Source organism: Polyangium mundeleinium (assembly GCF_028369105.1).
In the GTDB taxonomy this organism is placed as follows: Bacteria; Myxococcota_A; Polyangia; order Polyangiales; family Polyangiaceae; genus Polyangium; species Polyangium mundeleinium.
Genome location: NZ_JAQNDO010000001.1, coordinates 1288587 through 1305476 on the forward strand (window position 1 = coordinate 1288587; position 16890 = coordinate 1305476).

The 16890-nt window shown below is 66.8% G+C and carries 16 protein-coding genes; 8 read left to right on the plus strand and 8 right to left on the minus strand.

Features of this window, described 5'->3' with window-relative positions; all coding sequences use genetic code 11:
• Window positions 1–82: 82 nt before the first annotated feature.
• Window positions 83–2851 carry a winged helix-turn-helix domain-containing protein gene (locus tag POL67_RS05390; protein WP_271915971.1) on the minus strand — a complete coding sequence of 923 codons (2769 nt, stop codon included), beginning with the start codon at window positions 2849–2851 and terminating at the stop codon, window positions 83–85.
• A gap of 151 nt (window positions 2852–3002) precedes the next feature.
• Window positions 3003–3626, minus strand: a complete 624-nt coding sequence (locus tag POL67_RS05395) for a hypothetical protein (RefSeq protein WP_271915972.1) — start codon at window positions 3624–3626, stop codon at window positions 3003–3005.
• A gap of 413 nt (window positions 3627–4039) precedes the next feature.
• Between POL67_RS05395 and POL67_RS05400 the strand changes: the two genes are divergently transcribed.
• Window positions 4040–4897 carry an alpha/beta fold hydrolase gene (locus tag POL67_RS05400; protein ID WP_271915973.1) on the plus strand — a complete coding sequence of 286 codons (858 nt, stop codon included), beginning with the start codon at window positions 4040–4042 and terminating at the stop codon, window positions 4895–4897.
• Here the strand turns inward: POL67_RS05400 and POL67_RS05405 are convergent.
• The 4 genes from POL67_RS05405 to cml all read right to left on the minus strand — a co-directional run bounded on the left by POL67_RS05405 (window position 4872) and on the right by cml (window position 8859).
• A complete protein-coding gene (locus POL67_RS05405; RefSeq protein WP_271915974.1) occupies window positions 4872–5552 on the minus strand; it encodes a TetR/AcrR family transcriptional regulator in 681 nt (226 codons plus the stop codon). The two genes, POL67_RS05400 and POL67_RS05405, sit on opposite strands and share 26 nt — an antisense overlap.
• Window positions 5553–5695: 143 nt before the next feature.
• Window positions 5696–6199: a hypothetical protein gene (locus POL67_RS05410; RefSeq protein ID WP_271915975.1), complete on the minus strand. Its 504-nt coding sequence runs from the start codon at window positions 6197–6199 to the stop codon at window positions 5696–5698.
• A 211-nt stretch (window positions 6200–6410) separates the two neighbouring features.
• Complete coding sequence (locus POL67_RS05415) at window positions 6411–7532, minus strand: threonine aldolase family protein (protein WP_271915976.1); 1122 nt, start codon at window positions 7530–7532, stop codon at window positions 6411–6413.
• A 121-nt stretch (window positions 7533–7653) separates the two neighbouring features.
• Entirely contained in the window at window positions 7654–8859 is a 1206-nt protein-coding gene (gene cml / locus POL67_RS05420; RefSeq protein ID WP_271915977.1) for a CmlA/FloR family chloramphenicol efflux MFS transporter, read from the minus strand.
• A gap of 276 nt (window positions 8860–9135) precedes the next feature.
• Between cml and POL67_RS05425 the strand changes: the two genes are divergently transcribed.
• Both POL67_RS05425 and POL67_RS05430 read left to right on the plus strand, forming a co-directional pair.
• The gene (locus POL67_RS05425) at window positions 9136–10473 is read left to right on the plus strand and encodes an MxcI protein (protein ID WP_271915978.1); all 1338 of its coding nucleotides are present in this window, start codon (window positions 9136–9138) and stop codon (window positions 10471–10473) included.
• Window positions 10474–10520: 47 nt separating this feature from the next.
• On the plus strand, window positions 10521–11147 hold the full coding sequence (locus POL67_RS05430) for an MXAN_6652 family MXYO-CTERM-anchored protein (protein ID WP_271915979.1): 627 nt from the start codon (window positions 10521–10523) through the stop codon (window positions 11145–11147).
• 69 nt (window positions 11148–11216) lie between these two features.
• On the opposite strand, the gene POL67_RS05435 is transcribed toward POL67_RS05430, so the two are convergent.
• Entirely contained in the window at window positions 11217–11822 is a 606-nt protein-coding gene (locus POL67_RS05435) for a pentapeptide repeat-containing protein (protein ID WP_271915980.1), read from the minus strand.
• A gap of 260 nt (window positions 11823–12082) precedes the next feature.
• On the opposite strand from POL67_RS05435, the gene POL67_RS05440 reads away from it, so the two are divergent.
• Together POL67_RS05440 and POL67_RS05445 are read left to right on the plus strand one after the other, a co-directional pair.
• Window positions 12083–13153: a ferritin-like domain-containing protein gene (locus POL67_RS05440; protein WP_271915981.1), complete on the plus strand. Its 1071-nt coding sequence runs from the start codon at window positions 12083–12085 to the stop codon at window positions 13151–13153.
• 73 nt (window positions 13154–13226) lie between these two features.
• On the plus strand, window positions 13227–13583 hold the full coding sequence (locus POL67_RS05445) for a VOC family protein (RefSeq protein ID WP_271915982.1): 357 nt from the start codon (window positions 13227–13229) through the stop codon (window positions 13581–13583).
• 6 nt (window positions 13584–13589) lie between these two features.
• On the opposite strand, the gene POL67_RS05450 is transcribed toward POL67_RS05445, so the two are convergent.
• Window positions 13590–14138 (minus strand): hypothetical protein, encoded by a 549-nt coding sequence (locus POL67_RS05450; protein ID WP_271915983.1) that lies wholly within the window; start codon window positions 14136–14138, stop codon window positions 13590–13592.
• Window positions 14139–14455: 317 nt separating this feature from the next.
• Between POL67_RS05450 and POL67_RS05455 the strand changes: the two genes are divergently transcribed.
• The 3 genes from POL67_RS05455 to POL67_RS05465 all read left to right on the plus strand — a co-directional run bounded on the left by POL67_RS05455 (window position 14456) and on the right by POL67_RS05465 (window position 16881).
• The gene (locus tag POL67_RS05455) at window positions 14456–15376 is read left to right on the plus strand and encodes a hypothetical protein (RefSeq protein WP_271915985.1); all 921 of its coding nucleotides are present in this window, start codon (window positions 14456–14458) and stop codon (window positions 15374–15376) included.
• 109 nt (window positions 15377–15485) lie between these two features.
• Window positions 15486–16262: a 3-oxoacyl-ACP reductase FabG gene (gene fabG / locus POL67_RS05460; RefSeq protein WP_271915986.1), complete on the plus strand. Its 777-nt coding sequence runs from the start codon at window positions 15486–15488 to the stop codon at window positions 16260–16262.
• A 58-nt stretch (window positions 16263–16320) separates the two neighbouring features.
• Window positions 16321–16881: an SgcJ/EcaC family oxidoreductase gene (locus tag POL67_RS05465; protein WP_271915988.1), complete on the plus strand. Its 561-nt coding sequence runs from the start codon at window positions 16321–16323 to the stop codon at window positions 16879–16881.
• The last annotated feature ends 9 nt before the right edge of the window (window positions 16882–16890 follow it).

Genomic DNA, 16890 nt, shown 5'->3' on the forward strand with positions numbered 1-16890 from the left:
AATGGGAGAGGGGCGCCGTCGTCTTGCCGGACGCCGTTTTGAACATGCCGTTGAAGTTCACCCAGCATTGCCCGGCGAGCGATTACATCGCGCTCGCGTCGAGGCGGCCGAGGTGCACGGGCGCGCCGAGGCGGTAGCCGTCTCCGTCGCGGAGGAGCAGCGCCGGCTCTTTGGGGTTTTCTTCCAGCACCTGGCGCATCCGGTGGACAGCGACCTGGAGCCGCTTGTCATCGCGGTGCGGATGGTAGCTCGCGAGGCCCCACGCGCCGAGCACCAGGTCCTGCTTCGTCGCGCGCCCGCCACCCCGCACGAGGACCTCCAGGATGCGCACGTGCAGGTCCGCCGACGACAGGTCCACCTGCTTGCCAGAGGGCAGCCGCAGGGCGCGTTGCTCGAGGTCGACCACCACGACCGCATTCTCGCTTCGTGTCACCCCGTGGGCCGAGCGCTCCACGATTCTTCGGTCCAGCGCGTCGAGCGTGACCTCGCGCCCGAGCAACCCTCGCGCTCGCCTGCGCACGACGTGCGACGCCGGGTCTTCCGCCATCTCCAGGAGGACGGCCGGGTCCCTCCGGTCCGAGACGAGCCACGTCGCGAGGCGCGCCTCCGCGGCGAGGCGCGGCGAGCCGAGTCGCTCCGCGGCCTGCGCGAGAACACGCGCGATGAGCTCGACGAGCGTGCGCGCGCTCGTGCCCCGGGCCGCACGGAGGAGCCGCACGTCGAGCAGGAGCGCGAGCAGGTTTGCCTCTTCGATCGCGAAGCCCTCGCGCTGGGCGAACTCCAGCGCGCCCTCGAGGATGCCGTCGGCCTGATCGAGCTCATCCCGGGCGATCGCAACCTCCGCCTCCGCGCGTCGCGCGACGAGCCCGACGTCGGTCGGCAGGTCCGGCGGCGCCGTGAAGGAGGCCGTCGCCGCGCCACGACGTGTCGCGACGATCGCCTGCCACGCCTCGCGCAGCACCCGCGCCGTTCCTTCCGGGACCGCCATGCCGGCCGGCAGATCCGCGAGCGTGGCAGGCGGCGCGCACGTGACGTCGACCGCGGCCTTGGCGCAGAGGGCCCATACGACGAGCTCCGGCAACTTGAACAGCGGGGCGTCGAAGGCGAGCTCGCGCGCGAGTTCCTCCAGGCCATCCCCGGGGCCCGCGAAGAGGCGCAACCGGAGCGTATTGTAACGGTGGACGAAGCGCAGGTAGACGGACTCGTCGACGAAGGGCTCGACGCGATCGAGGAGCCGCTGCCCCAGGCCGAAGCGCCCGCGCTCGACCGCCAGCGCGAGGTGCGCGAAGAGCTCGGTCGGGCGGCAATCAGCGGGCGGATCGCCGGGGCCGAGCACGCGCTCGAGCTCGCGGAAGCGCGAAGACGCGAGGAGCGCCGAGGCGAGCGTCGCGCGCAGCCGGCGGCGTTCCTCGACGCGGAGGCCTTGGAGTTGGTCCGGCATGGACGCGAGCATGTCCGTCGCGCGGGCGAAGTCTCCGCGCAACATGAGCGCGGTCGCGAGCCGCAGGTCGCGATCGATGCGCTGGGATGGCGTGCGTACGTCGAGTCGTTCGAGCAAGGCGACCGACGCGTCGACCTCCGCCGTGTGGCGGAGGATGTCGGCGAGGAGCAACGCCGCGTCCGTCCGGACGTCGAGAGGCCCGTGTTCCGCGAGCGCGCGGGCCGCATCGTGCGCCTGCGCCACGGCTGCGCCATGCACGAGCAGCCTGCACCAGAGCAGGCGGACGCGGGGATCTGTGGGCTCGGGCAGGGCCGTGGCCCATGCGAGCGACGCACCCCCGTGGATCCAATCGGCGCAACCGAGCCGATGCGGGAGCAGGGCATTGCTTTCGAGGCGACCGAGCAGCTCGAAGAGCCCCTCGGCATACCCAGCCGCGCAGAGCGTGAACAGGCGCTCGTCGAGGAGTGATGCGCAGAGCGCCGCGTCACCCTCCTCGATCGCGAGTCGCACGGCCTCGAACGCGGAGGCAGGGCCCTCGGTGTGGAGGACCAGCGCAAGCGCGGTACGGCGCGCCTCGGCGTCGAGCGGCTCGGTGTCCACCAACGAGCGCACGCGATCGTCGAGACGAACCCCGCCCGCCGTGAGCCGGATCAACCCGCGCTCGTCGAGTTCGCGCGCCACGTGCGCGGGCAACGCGACCGCGAAGCGGAGGACCCGCAACGCTTGCACGGCGCGTTTCGCCTCGTCGCCGAGATCGACGAGCAGCGATCCGCCCGGATCGGCTCCCTGCGAAAGGACCAGGCGGCGGGCGCGAAAGGGGGAGCCCATGGCCTCGCGCGCGAGCGCCGTCGCCTCGGGGATGGAGCGAAATGGCGCGCAGCGACGCACGAGCCGCGCGAGGTCCTCCTCGGGGAGCGGCTCGATGCGGAGCGCCTTGTCCGCGAGCTCCTCGTGGCGGGGGCGCGTGCGTGTCATCACGACGAAACGGCTCGTGCGCGCACGACGGCTGATCGATAGGAGCAACCGCTCCGTGAGGTCGTGATCGACCGCGTGGAGGTCGTCGATAAGAACCACGGCGCGGGCTCGTTCGGCGAGCTCGATATTCAGCAGGATGAGATCGGCGCGCGAGCGTCCTTTCGCCAGCCATTCGACCGTCTCTCCGGCGAGCCCGGCGAGGCACCGCCCGAGGCCGATGAGAAAGGTCGTGTCCTCGGGCGTGTCGAGCGCCGAGTGATAGGCGGCGCGTGGGATTCGAAGGTCCGCGACGACGCGCAGCGCGAGCCCCGTCTTGCCGAGGCCGACCGGGCCCCAAAGGACGGACAAAGGGCTTTGCGCGAGCCGGTCGCAGAGCCACGCGCGCTCGTCCGTTCGGCCTTCGAAGACCTCCGGGGGATTCGGCAGGTGGTACATGCACCGAGAATGCAATGGGTGCTCGGCAGCCGCAATCTCGTCCCTCGGCAAAAGCGAGCGGCGGCGCCGCGCCGTTCATTGGGGCACCATGGGGCTCCGTAGATGTGGATGGTATCGGTCTACCATTGCCGCTACGGTGGACAGCCCTTGGTCAGTCCCCCGATTCGCCGGCGCACACGCGGGCTGGACACACCACCGCGACGTGGGAGCCCGACGCGAGTGCGCTGGAAGAAGCCTTGCCTGTCCCCACGAAACGCAGCGCGCGTGGCATTTCCGCGGGGCACGCTGCGAGCAGCTCCGGATTCCCGATCGGCGGCTCGTGCCCCGGGTCGATGTAGCAGAAGCCATGGACGGGGTGGTCGTCGACGACGGGGGGATCCGATGGATCGGTCCGACACCCCTCCGCCGCGGCGCCGCTGAGTTGAGGCACCTCGCAGAAGCAGTTCCAATCGAGCTCGCGCGCGAGGTCCGTATCGCGCAGCATCATGAGCGCCTCCTCGTGTTCGGGCGCCACGGGGACGCGCGCTGCGGCCGGTTGGCAGGCGCAGGTAGCGGACACGTGCTCGGCGACGATCACGGCGCACGCCGATTCTCCCGAAGAAAGCAGCGGCGGCGCCGCAGGCAGGCATTGACCGGTGAGGGAAGCATTCGAGGGGGGCACCGCCTTGAGCTCCATCGAGAACTCCGGATCACAACGATTGACGTGGACGTCAGCAGAACAGCCGAGGGGAGAAAGCAGCGGGGCGACGAAGAGCAAAGCTATCGATGTGCGCATGCAGGAAGCTCATGCACGAACCGTTCCTTTGCAGGTGCTCTGCGTCTCGCGGATGTTGTTGCAACCGGGTTGAGGATTCGAGCGTGGACCGCCAACCGGGGTGGCGGCGCGCGCGATGGAGCGTCGGCCGGGAACAGCAACCTTCTGCCCTACACGAGCGGTCGGGTGTTGGCCTTACATCCTAAAATTTGACCGATGGGTCAAATTGTTAATCAACTGGACAACATGCGCGCGCTGCCTCATGCTTGTCCTCGTCGTACGGTTCGGAGGACGTCGTGTCCTTTCGGCGCGCGGAACACGTGCGCGTCGTCGTCGATGCAGCATTCGCGTTCTTTGCTCGAATTCGTTTCGGGTGATGGCGACGTGTGCGCGGCTCGTCCAGCGCCGGGCCATCCCCGTCCAGGAGGATCCTTATGTCGAAATTCATCCTGTTTGCGCTCACGGTCGCTGCGTCTTCGTTGCTCGGCTGTACCGCCGAAGACGCGCACGAACCGGAGGCCCCGGCTCTGCCGAGTGAGCCGGTCGACCACTGGTTCTCGGCGAGCGACGGAATCAAGCTGCATTACGTGGAGTACGCAGGGACCGGTTCCCCCGTCGTCCTTGTGCACGGCTTCCTGGGATCGGCGCAGGGGAATTGGATCGCGCCCGGGATCTCCAGCGCAATCGCGTCGCGTCATCGGGTCGTGCTGCTCGATCAGCGGGGGCACGGCGAGAGCGACAAACCGAAAGACGTTGCGGCGTACGGCGAACGCATGCTGACGGACGTGATCGAGCTGCTCGAGCACCTCGAGATCCCTCGTGCCCACATCGGCGGCTACTCGATGGGAGGAGCGATCACGCTTGGATTGATGCACCGCGCGCCGGAGCGATTCCTCACGGCGAGCCTCGGCGCCATGGGCCTCGAGGAGACAGAGGAGGCCTTCCGAACGGAGGCCGAGGCGATGGACCCGCAGGGGACCGATCCCGACGAGGAAAAGCTCCTCGAATTGGCCATGGGCGGCGAGCCGCCGGACCCGCTCGTCGTGGAAGCCATCGCGAAGGGGCACGGCACGTGGTGGCCGCCGCCGGTCGATCTGCGCGCGATCGAGTTTCCGGTCTTCTCGATCATCGGAGAATTCGACAAGCCCTACTCCACCACTTCGCGGCTCAGGCGGGAGCTACCGGACCTCGAGGCCGTCATCGTGCCGGGTCGGACGCATCTGACGACGATCATCGACCCGATGCTCCGGGATCGCCTCTCGTCGTTCATCGACGCCCACGACGCGCCTTAGACGGCGGCGCGGCGCTCGTCGGTCGACGCCCCCCGACGTCACGCATCGCCGCGTCGAAGAGCGCCACGAGCTCGCACGCGGCCTCGCGCAGGTCGACCTTGTCCCCATAAGCGACCCGCTGAAGCAAGACGCAGTCGATCGCGCCGCGGATCGCGAGGGCCATGACGCGCGGCACGAACGTGCGGAATTCGCCCTCTTTCTGGCCCTGGCGCATGATGCCTTCCAAGAATTCGAGGCCCGGCTCGTGCGCACGAGCGTCGAAGGCAGGACGGCCCTCCGGCGTACGGAGGCCGTTCCAGATTTCGAGCAGCGCCGTGGCATGCGCCGCGTGCGTCTCCACGAACGCGATGCTGCCCTCGATGTAAACGCGCAGTTTGTCCGACGCGCGTTCCTCCTTCACCACCGCAGGCAGGACGAGCTTCGTGACGAGCGTCATCGTCTCGGCATGCACCTGGGCGATCAGGTCTTCTTTCCCGTCGAAGTAATACGAGATGACGCCCTTGCTGATCCCCGCCCGCTCGGCGATCGTCGCGAGCGACGCGTGCGCGTACCCGTGGCTGGCGAGCACGGCGATCGTGCACTCGATGATCTGAGCACGTCGCGCCTCCTCGATGAAGGTGCGCCGCTCGCCATGGGGCTTCCCTGCCGATGCCATCGGCAGATTGCTCGCACGTCGCCGGCGGGATCGTCAAACGGAAGCGGCGCCGGCTCGCTCTTGGACGCGTTCGGAGGGGCGGAGTCCGAGGGCAGAGAGACCACGCGGTAGGCTTTGGGAGGTTTTCCTGCCGCCGGATCAGCTCACGGCATGGGGGACATCGCCGTCGCGACCTCTCCGCAGCTCCAATCGGTTTCGAGCGGAGCGCAGTTTTCCAGGACGGGAAGCTCGGAGCAGGCGCCCGGCTGGCAGGTTGCAGGCGGCGTCGCCACGTCGCACAACTCGTGCGCGCCGAGCTCCCAGGGAATCGTCTCGCAGGGGGCGTCTAGGCAACTGCGCGTTCGGCTTTGGACGAGCGCCTTGCCGTCACCCAGGAGCAACGTGAGCTTGTCGCCCATCCAATTGCCGGGGCCCGGCCGATCGTGCACTTCGAGCGCTCCGCTCCCGCCTTCGAGCCAGAGTTCACCCGCGCACCCCAGCGTTTCCGGTCCGCCGCTACTACAGTCGGCAATGGAGAGGTGAATGCAGTAGGCAGGGCAGGTGAGCTGCACGCCGCAAGCGAAAAGATCGACGTGTGCAGGGACGTTGTTCGGTGGGTCGGCGTCGATTTCACTGTCGCACGCGACCAAGCCAAGGGTCAGGACCAAGGAGAGGGCGCCAAGAAGGAGAGAGCGGGGAGAAAAAGCGGAACGTGTCATCGTGCGCCGGCCCCAGGCACGAACTGTGCCAATCGAAAACACGAAGTAAGTCGGTGTTTTGATGCGTGTGTGCCAGGTGCGGAGCTGGTGTTTGGCTCAGTTGGGCACAATATGTGTCGTGCAACGGAAAGCGAGGACGCCTGTACGACGTCTCCTCCGTTCAGGCCGAGACGGCGGAGGACGGTTGCGAGGGTTGGGGCACCGACAGGCGCGTGTTCACGAGCGCGAGAATTTCCCGGACCCGCGCGTCGGACAGGGTCGACAACGCTTCCCCGACATACCATTCGATCGAGCTCTGATCCGGCAAGGCGGCATGTCTCGCGCCGCCGAACAGCCAGATGCCGTGTTCCGATGCCAGCTCGTTGCGTATCTCGGTCAGGCGCTCGCGGCCGACCGGGAAATACACATGCAGCATGTTGACGTGCGGCCGCGCCGGATTGACGCGCAGTTGCGGGAAATCGCGCAGGACGTCATACAGCCCTTGGGTGCGTTCGAGGTAAGCAGGCATCTTCGCCAGCCGCTCATCGAAGCGCATCGCCGCCGACACGACATAGGGTGAGCGGCGATAGACGTTTCCGCCCATGCGTTTCATCCACGTATCGGCCTTCGCGACGAAATCCGCGCTGCCGAGCAGCATCGCGCCCCCATGCGCGCCGATGCCCTTGTAAAACGAAACGTAGACCGAATCGAAGCCTTGTGCGATCTCCTTCAGCGAGCGCTTGTAGCCGGCCGAGGCTTCCCACAATCTCGCGCCGTCCATGTGGAGGTGGATGTTCCGTTGCCGGCAATATGCCTTGAGTGCTTCGAGTTCCGCCCAGCTCGGCAACTGTCCGCCGATCTCGCGCATCGGCAATTCATAGAGTGCCGCGCCGATCCGGTCGGGCCAGACCTGGAGGTCGTCGACGGTCCAGGTGCGGAAAGGATCTCCGACGTGCAGCGACTTGAAATGGTCGAGCAATTGATGGTTGCCGCGCTCGTGCAGCAGCACGTGCGCGGTCGGATGCAGCGCGACCAGCTTGCTGCCGGCGGCTTCACAGGCGAGCCGTAAGGCAACGGATTGCACCATGGTGCCAGTGATGCAGAAGACGGCCTTTTCGAAGCCGAGCAGATCGGCCATTTTCCTTTCGAAGCCCTGCACCAACGCGCCCTCGCCGTAGGCGTCATGGGCGATGTCGTTGGCTTCGCACCAGCGCGCCATGGCGGCGAAGTCCTCGGCGGCCGTGGTCGGCTTTTCTCCCGAGAAAAACGTGTGGCAACGCTGTCGCAGTTCCATGGGGTTCATGCGGAGCCTCCGGTCGTCGCAGTTCGATGCAAGAGTGTACCTGACGCACGGCCGTTGGCGAAAGAGGCGGTGAGCCGAAGCCGGAGAGGCGGCGTGTCTGCCGCCCCTCCAGCCTCCTCGTTCACGCCGGCAGGAGCCCCGGGGCCTTTTCCAAACGCCTGACGAAGCCGAGGACGACGACGGCCATGAGCGTGCAATAGGCCGAAAGCGGCCATGCCGTATCCCCAGGCAGGAGAACGACGAGCGTCGTTCCGACGATCCCCACGACGAGGCTCTCGATGCAGTAATACAGCGCAGTCGCAGTGCCGGCGACGTGGCCGAAGCGCTGGAGCGCGCCATTCGCCGTCACCGAGCTGGTGAACACGATGCCGATCGCGATGATCCACATGGGCGGGACGAACGTCCAGAAGGACGGAGCGGCCGTCACCTGCCCGACGACCAGCAATGCGGCCCCCAGGAGCAGCATTCCCATTCCGCGGACGAGACTTCCGGCCCTTCCCCACCGCGCCACGAATCGTTTGGCGAACCGAGCCGTCGCGATCATGACGAGCGCGACCGTGGCAAAGAGGAGACTGAAGGCGAGCTGCGAGAAGCCGGCCCGATCGATCAGGACGCGTGACGCCGTCGAGAAGAAGACGAAGAACGCGCCCATTGCCGCGCTGAAGCCGAGCGTGTAGGTCCAGAACGAGGCGTCCGCGAGGATCTCACCAAAGGCCGCGTGTGGCTTCGACGCGTTCACGGGCCGGGTCTCGTGCCACCTTGGAGCCGCATGCAATGCCGCCGCGGTGGCGGCGACGCCGAGCGCGAGGAAGATCGCGCGCCACCCGAAATGGTCCGCGAGCAGAGCGCCGAGCACGGGCCCGAGCGCGGGGACGAACGCGAGCATCGATCCGAACAGGCTGTAGATCATCGCCCCCTCGGGACGCTCCGCATAAACGTCGCGTACCGTCGCGAAGGTCGCGACGAGCGCGGCGGCCGCGCCCAGCGCTTGAAGAACGCGGAGCGCGATGAACCATGCAGCGGCTCCGGTGCCCGCAAGCAGATACGACGCGGCAGCAAACAAGGCCGCGCCGCCGAGCAGGACTGGCCGTCGACCCATTCTGTCCGAAATGGGCCCGAACACGAGTTGTCCCGCGCCCAGGACGACCATGTAGAGGCTCAATGTGAGCTGAACGATTGCCGGCGACGTGCCGAGGATGCCGGGCATGATCGGCACCACGGGCAGGTAGACATCCATGGCCAGCGAGGCCAACAGATCGAAGGGGGCCATCAGCAGCAGCGCTGCGGACAGCGAAACATTCCAATTCGAGGTTCTTGTTCGAGGCACGACGATACACCCGCGCAAATGGTGGACATTCGGCGGCGATCTGCCTCCAGGACGGCATGCGTCGAGCGATCGAGAGCAGATGGCCGCAGCAACGATTTCAGGGGTTGCTGCGGCTCACTCGTCTGCGGACTGGGTTGTCTCCATGCTTGCGTCCTGACCCTGCCTTCGTGGCAGGCGACGAAAGGATGACGGGCACCGAGCCGTCCGTCGAGGACCACGAAGCAAGACGCAGGGGGCCCGGCGGCGCGGGCAGGGGGGACCGCGCCGCGCCGAGCCGTGCTCCTGCGGCTCGTGCTGCTCGGCGTCGCGCCTGCTCTTGACACGGTGCGCGGGAACATCCTAGTGTTGAAAATGATAATGAGTATCGTTTTCACTTCAGCAGAAAAGGCCGTTCCGATGAAGAATGTGGGGTCTGTCACTTCCTTGCGGCTCTCCGCCGGCATGCTCGCCCTGGCCCTGGCCACGGGTTGTGGCGGCTCGGAGGGGCAAAACGGCGACGACAACGGGCCGCTGTACGCCATCACCACGCAGCTGCTCATCGCCGATCCGGTGGACAGCTACGTCATCGTGACGAACCAGGCGGAGCAGACGGCGTCGCTCTCTCTGGACAACGCCGTCCGGGTGACGGGCCGTGCGCTCGGCGTGGGCATTCCCAAGTCAGGCGCGGTTTATGTCGTGAGCGACGACAGCGCGACGGTGACCCGCTACACGCTCACCAGCACGGGGGGGCTGGAGCCGACGGGCACCGTGAGCTTCGACAGCCTGGGGGTGACGTCACTCGGGGAGTACCAGGCGAACTTCCAGTTCATCTCGGAGACCAAGGCCTACTTCTTCGATGGGGCCACTGCACAGGTCGTGATCTGGAATCCCGAGGAGATGAAGGTCACGGGTCACATCGCGCTCGATGCGTTGATGATTCCGGATACGGTCATGGCCTTCTCGGGCGCAGCCATCCGACTGGACGGTCAGGTCCTCATGCCCGTGGGTTGGCGTCCCGTTTCGGGCGTGGGCATCACCCCCAAGGCGGGCGTGGTTTCCATCGACACGGCGACCGATGAGCCCACCATCGCGACAGACGATCGATGTGGGTACACGCATGACGCCGCCGTTGGCCCCGACGGCAAGGTGTACGTCGCGACGGAGGCATATGGAGCGGCGGTGCGCCGCGTGGTGGGCGAGGAAGCGCCCGCGCCGTGCCTGCTCAGGTTCGATCCCGAGACCCGCACCTTCGACCCCGCCTTCTACCGGACGCTCGACGGGCTGGTGGGCGGTGGCACCGCGGGCACGCTCGTCCCAGGCCCGGAGGGGACGGCGTACGTGCGCGTGCTCGATGAGACCATTGCCCCGGTCGTGGAAGGCACCCATCCCCGCACCATTGCGAGCGGGACGGGCTGGCAGTGGTGGGAGCTCGAGTTCGACACGCTGACCGCGACGCACAAGGCCAGCTTCCCGGCGACCTCGGGCAGCGTCTTTCTCTTCGAGTCGCAGAACCAGACCCTCTACACCGAGTTTGGCGAGGGCGCCACGTCCACCACCCTGCGGGTGCTGGAGGACAATGGCAAGCCCACGGTGACCACGCAGGGACTCTCCTTCTCCTTCCTCCAGCTTCGCTAGCGCGGCTGCAAAAGCAACACCGGCTCTCATCCCTCCTTGGAGATTCGATGCATCCTTTGTTCCGTGTCGTAGGTGTATTCGCCGTTTTGGCGTTGGGGTCGTCTCCTGCTCTTGCCGCCAGCGCGGGCATCACGGGGCAGTCCGGCAAGAAGGGCGCGACGTGCATCACGTGCCATAAGGGCGGAGAGCCTTGCACCGTGGAGTTCGAGGGCCCCACGACCCTGGCGCCGGGGGCCACGGGCCAGTACAGCTTCGTCATCCGGGGGGGCGCCGCAAAGACGGGAGGGGTGGACATCTCCGTGGACAACGCGGAGGCCAGCCTGGAGACCGCCAGCAGCGGGATGAAGAAGCTCGGCGCCGAGTTGACGCATTCCGCCCCGCAGCCTTTTCATGCCGACGAGCTGCGCTTCGACTTCTCGCTCGTCGCGCCCGCGACCGATGTTACTCTCACGCTCTTCGGGGCCGGCAATTCCTCGAATGCGGACCTCCTCCCGGAGGGGGACAGGGCCGCAGCGACGAAGCTGACGGTGAGGGTGGGCGAGGGTTCGCCCGTCGATGAGCCAGACGGCGAGAACGACAGCGGTGGCGGGTGCGGCACTGCTGGGAGCGCGCCCGTGTGGGGCCTCGTGATGGTACGCCTGGCGTCGTTCCGGCGCCGCCGCCCGCAGCGGTGAGAGGTGGACCGGCCCTGTTTCCCCCATCCACTCGTAGGAACTTGAACCCCGGCCTTTCGAGCCGGGGGTTCAATCGTTCTTTTGCTCGTCGAAGCCGAGCACGCGCATCCCGAACGAGGTCGCGAGGAGGATCGCCGTATCGAGCGGGACGCGGGCGCCCTTCACCTTGTTCTTCGCCGGATCGACGAACAGATCCGAGGAGCGGGGGAATTGCGCGTTGCGAAGGTCGCAACCGTCGAAACGTGTCCCCCCAAAACGGCACTCCTCGAACACGGCGTCGGTGAAGTCCATCGACGCGAAGACCGACTCGGTGATGCCGCATCGGGTGAAGCGCGTCTTGCGCAGCGCGAGCGAGTCCATCACGGTATATCGGAGGTCGCAGTCCTCGAACGACAGGTCGGGGAACTTGGCGATCTTCGTCCAGTTGACCCCAATCAGCTTGCAAGAGGTGAACGTCACGCCTCGCAGCGAGAGCATGGTGGGGTCGATCCGACTCAAATCGCATTCTTCGAATACGCAGCCCTCGAGCCGCGTCCGCGTCCATCGGCTCTCGCCGAGCTTGCAGCGTCGAAATACGCAGTAGGAGAACTCGCGATCCCTGAGGTCCGCTCGTTCGAGCGTGAGCTTGTCGAACGTTTCGCTGTCGAACGAATTTTTACCTTCAAAGGGACTCATGGTCTCCACCGGCGTGCGCGTTGAGGGTAGCGAGCCGCTGCTTGTTGTTGAATATGAGTTTAAATGACGGGTTGTGTGCTTGCGTGAAGCCCAACCCGTATTGGGCAATGCTACTTGGCAAGCGTGCGAGGTGTCAAGTCGACGCGGAAGGTTTGACCTGCACCCGGCCGACGCCTCCAACCCATCGGAGCAGGATTTTGCTGCTGCGCCGGACCGAACAACACGTCGCCCTCGCTGCCGTCTCATGGCATGATGAACGAATGCGAAACGCTTACCATACCTTCCTCCTTGGTATCCTCGCTGCGCTCCCCGCCTGTGCGAACACCGAGAGCACCGCCTGCATGGAGATCGCTCCCAACCAGCGCACCTGCCCCGCGGCTGCCGAGGTGGATCCCGAAGATCTCACCGTCAAGGATTGCGGGGTCGAGGTGGCCGAGGTGATCGGTCAGGGCACGCGGGTGGAGCAGGTGCCGTTCAACGGTGTGCCGCCCGAGCCCATGCCCGGCTGTTGTTATCCGGTCCTGGAAACCGAGCCGAGCTGTAACTATGGACGCCCCTTGAAGATTGCGGCGCAGGCCTTGCGATCGAGCCTCGTGGAAGACCCGACCTGGGCGGCGAGCCTCGTCCTTCGCCCGCTCTCGACGGAGGCCCGGCATGCGCTGGCCGAAAGGTGGTGCCGTTCGGCGCTGGACGAGCACGCATCCATTGCAGCGTTCAGCCGTGTGGCTTTGGATCTGCTCCGGCTCGGGGCGCCGCCCGAGCTGATCGAGCAAGCCCACGTCGCCGCTCTGGACGAGGTTCGCCATGCCAGACAGGGATTCGCCATTGCCTCGGCGTTGATGGAATCGCCGGTGGGCCCGGGGGCGTTCCCGCTCGGCATGGAAGTGCCCCTCTCGGCGGGGCTCGCGGAGGTCGCGGCGGAGGCCGCGGAGGACGGCTGCATCGGCGAAGCGGTGGCCTCCCTCCTGGCCCGCGAGGCTGCGGCGATTTGCAACGAACCCGAGATTCGCGCGGTTCTCTTGGGAATCGCGGAGGACGAGGAGCGGCACTCTCTGCTCGGATGGCGCACCGTGGCTTGGGCCTTGCGTGTCGGAGGTCCCGACGTGAGGGAGGCTGTCGAAAACGTATTTGCTCGGGCGGCTCGAATGGGCGTCGCGGTCCCGCTCGCGGGGGATTGTGACGACCCCGCGGTGCTGGCCCAGGTGGGGCTGCTCGATCGCGAGGCTTCTCGCCGGACGGCGCGGCGGGCATTGGCGGAGGTCCTTCTCCCGGCGGCCCGCGCACTCCTTGGCAGCGCGGCGGACATGCAGAACCAGTTCGCGGGCGTGTAGTGGCCTGACCCGTCGCTCGCTCGAGCCGACGTCCCTCGGCAAGCCTCCACGTTCGCCGCAAAGGGGAATGAGCATGGTGGTCGACCTGTCCTTGCTCGTCATTCGCACCTCCGACATCGATGCGGCCAAACGCTTCTACGAAGCCCTTGGTCTCCTCTGGCGAGAGGAGCGGCATGAGGGCGGGCCAAGACATGACTCGTGTCGGGTCGGAGCGACGTTGCTCGAACTGTATCCGGCCAAGGAGGCGCCGCGTGGGCGTATGCGATTGGGCTTCCGCGTGGACGATCCAGCACGAGCTGCAGAGGCCGCCATCGCAGCGGGCGGCCGATGGCGTCGTGACGCGCATCCTGGGGCAGGAATCATCCTCCAAGACCCCGATGGGAACGATGTCGAGCTGGCTGTACCGAGCGAGCACGAGGCGCTCGGCTGATCTGGTTCATTCCCCAGCCGGCTCCGCCAAGACGTCGAGCCTCGCTTCGAGCGACTGCATATCGAAGTACTCCTTGCTCGGTGTCAGCGTCACATGCAGGAGCGTCACCGTGAACCGGAGCTGCCCGGCCTTCACCGAACGCTCGGCGCACATGGCCATCTCGCTCGCGTCGAACTCGATCACGCTCTGCACGAGCGCCGAGTTCGGATCGTGCACGTCTTCGAGCCCCGCGACCATGATTTGCACGTCCGGCGCATACGAATGATCCGACGCCCCATTGTACGCCTGCCCTTTCCAGTTGAAGAAGTAGGCATATCCAACGGGATGACCTTCGATGGACTCGATGGTCGCCGTGTCGCCCGTGCAACAAAAGGGCCCGATGTAACCATTCTCGTTCGGTGTCGCTTCGTCGGGTAGCAGGAACGTCGACTGGACGAGCGACGCGTCCAGCCCTTCCGGGCCGGGGCAATCACCGGGCTCCTCGCCGAGCGGCTCGCCCTCACAGCCGAAGATCAACGCAGACAAACCAACCAAGCACCACGTTGCAAAGCGCATGACCCATGCCGATGCATGACATGTGCCAGGGATGTACTGCGCGATCCCACGAGGAAAACACGCGCAAAGCGTCGAATGCGCGACAAGATGTCATTCGCCACAAGAATATGCGACAGGTTGTCTCGGCAACCACCCGAGATCCGTGCATCGTGACGAAACGCTCGCTCTCCAAGCGGTAGGCGCGCCATCGCGCCCCGTCCGATGCGCCGGGGAGCGTCGCGCCAAGGTGTCGGCGCAGTTCACGATTCGGCGATCACCCCGACGAGCGCTGCCCCGTTGCGTGCCGACGCTGCCCGGGCCAACCTCGCATGGCCTTCATGAACGCACGTCTTCCGCCGAAGCTTCTCGACGATCTCGCGCGAGCGCGTGAGACACAAACATGGTCGATCTCCGGCCCAAACAGCCAGATCGAACTCGCCGACGACATGGACGAAAGCGACGAGCTTCCCACCCTCGTGCCCTTCGGGACCGATGGCGGTGGTGGCGTCTGGTACTGCGATGTCGAGGACCACCTCGGCGGAGGCGCCGGATCGATCGTTCACCTCCACATGTCCGGCGGCTACGGCGACGCGCGGCGAGCGGCGCCGTCGTACCCCGAGCTTCTCGCGCGGCTCTCTCGCGGCTTCGACCCGTACGACCTGCCCACGCTCGACCAAGAGGCATCGGCCAACCTACCGCGCGCCGTGCGCGTCCCCGGCATCGAGGGGCTCGTCGACGTGAGACGCGTGCATGCGCGCACGCGCCGGCCCGCCGAAGTCGTCTCCGCGCACGACGTCCTCGCCGCCGGTCTTCCCGCGCGCGGCGGCGAGTCGATCTACCTCACCGACGAGGGACGTATCCACTTCCTGACACTCGCGGCGCGCGCAGTCGTCGATGGAATTGCATGCGCAGCGGGGACGCCCCTGTCGCTTCATCCGGTGACCGGACGTCCGTTGCGCTTCACGCCTGCGGAGCCGCTCGTGATCGACGGGCTTCCGCTCCGCGCGGGCCACGAGGTCACCGTGTACGATCCGGTCTTCTCTGCGGCCGTCACCGGCGTGCTCGATCGCGCTCACGATGTCGATGGCGTTCCGCTCGCAGCCGAGACACGCGTCGTACTCCAAGGCGAGGCGCGCGAGCTTTCGAGTGGAACGTTACGCGAAGCCGCCAGGATCGGCGGAGCGCCCTTGGCGGCGGGGACGTGGTTCGAGCTGCTCGGCGACACGCTGTATCAAACGCGTCCGCCGGCTGGCGGATGAGGCGTTCGCCTTGGCCCAAGCACCCTTCAAGGACGCGCTCGACGCCGAGTTGTGTCGTGCCACAAACGCACGCTTGACACCTCCCGACGGACGTCCTTGAGATTCGCCCATGCGAGGACTCGTCGAAGGAAGATCCGTCATCGTCACCGGCGCGAGCAAGGGCATCGGCCGCGGCATCGCGAGGGTGTTCGCGCAAAACGGCGCCAAGGTGCTGCTGGTCGCGCGGGATGGCCGCGCGGCAGCCGAGGTCGCCGCGGACCTCGCGCATGCGGGCGCCGTCGCCTCGGCCTTCGCCGCCGACGTGAGCGACGAGGAGCAGGTCAGGGCCATGGTCGACGCGGCCGTCGAGCGCCATGGCGGCCTCGACGTGCTCTGTGCAAACGCGGGGATCTTCCCCGCCGCCCGGCTCGAAACCATGACGCTCGCGGAGTGGCGCGAGGTCATGCGCGTCAACCTCGAGGGCTGCTTCCTGTCGGTGCGCGCCTGCATCCCCGCGCTCGCGCGCTCCGGGGCCGGGCGCGTCATCCTGACTTCCTCGATCACGGGGCCGATCACCGGATTCCCCGGCTGGTCGCACTACGCCGCCAGCAAGGCCGGGCAGCTCGGCTTCATGCGGACCGCTGCGCTGGAGCTCTCGCGGAAGGGGATCACCGTGAACGCGATCCTGCCGGGGAACATCGCGACCGAGGGCCTCGCCGATCTCGGCCAGGACTATGTCGATTCCATGATTGCTTCGATTCCTCTGCGGCGCCTGGGCAGCGTCGAGGACATCGGGCATGCTGCGGCCTTCCTTGCCTCGAAGGAGGCCGGCTTCATCACCGGACAGACCCTCGTCGTCGACGGCGGTCAGACGCTGCCCGAATCGCTCGCGGCATTGAGTGACTGACCGCGTTTTCAACGACCCAAACCCTGATTCTCATTCTTGGATCCCAGGAGAGCTCTTCATGAACAGGTTTGCGCGAAGCTCGGCCGTCATGGCCTTGTTCCTGTCGTGCTGTGTTTCCGCACCCGACCCGACCGAGAAGACCCAGGGGCAGTCCCAGGGCACGTCCCAGGACGAGGAGGCGAGTCTGCGCAAGCTCATCGCCGAGCAGACCGAGGCCTGGAATCACCACGACGCGGCGGCGTGGAGCAAGGCCTTCGCTCCTGATGCCGAGTTCATCAATATCGTGGGGACGGTCTTCAATGGTCGTGACGAGATCCAAAAGCGGCACGCCAGCATCTTCGCCAGCGTCTTCAAGGACAGCCGGGCGGAGGTGACGGTGAGGAAAATGCGCTTCGTTGAGCCCACCGTGGCCGTGGTGGACACCGACCACGTGGTCACGGGGTACACGGGGTTGCCCCCGGGGGTGCAGGCCACCGAGCAGGGCGTGCTGCGCACCCGCATGCGCTATGTCATGAAGCAATCGGGGGGCACGTGGGCGATTGTCGCCGGCCAGAACACGGACGTGAAGCCAGCGCCGGCTCCGCCATCCCAAGCGGCCCCCGCGCCCACGGGCGGCTGAGAGGGCGCG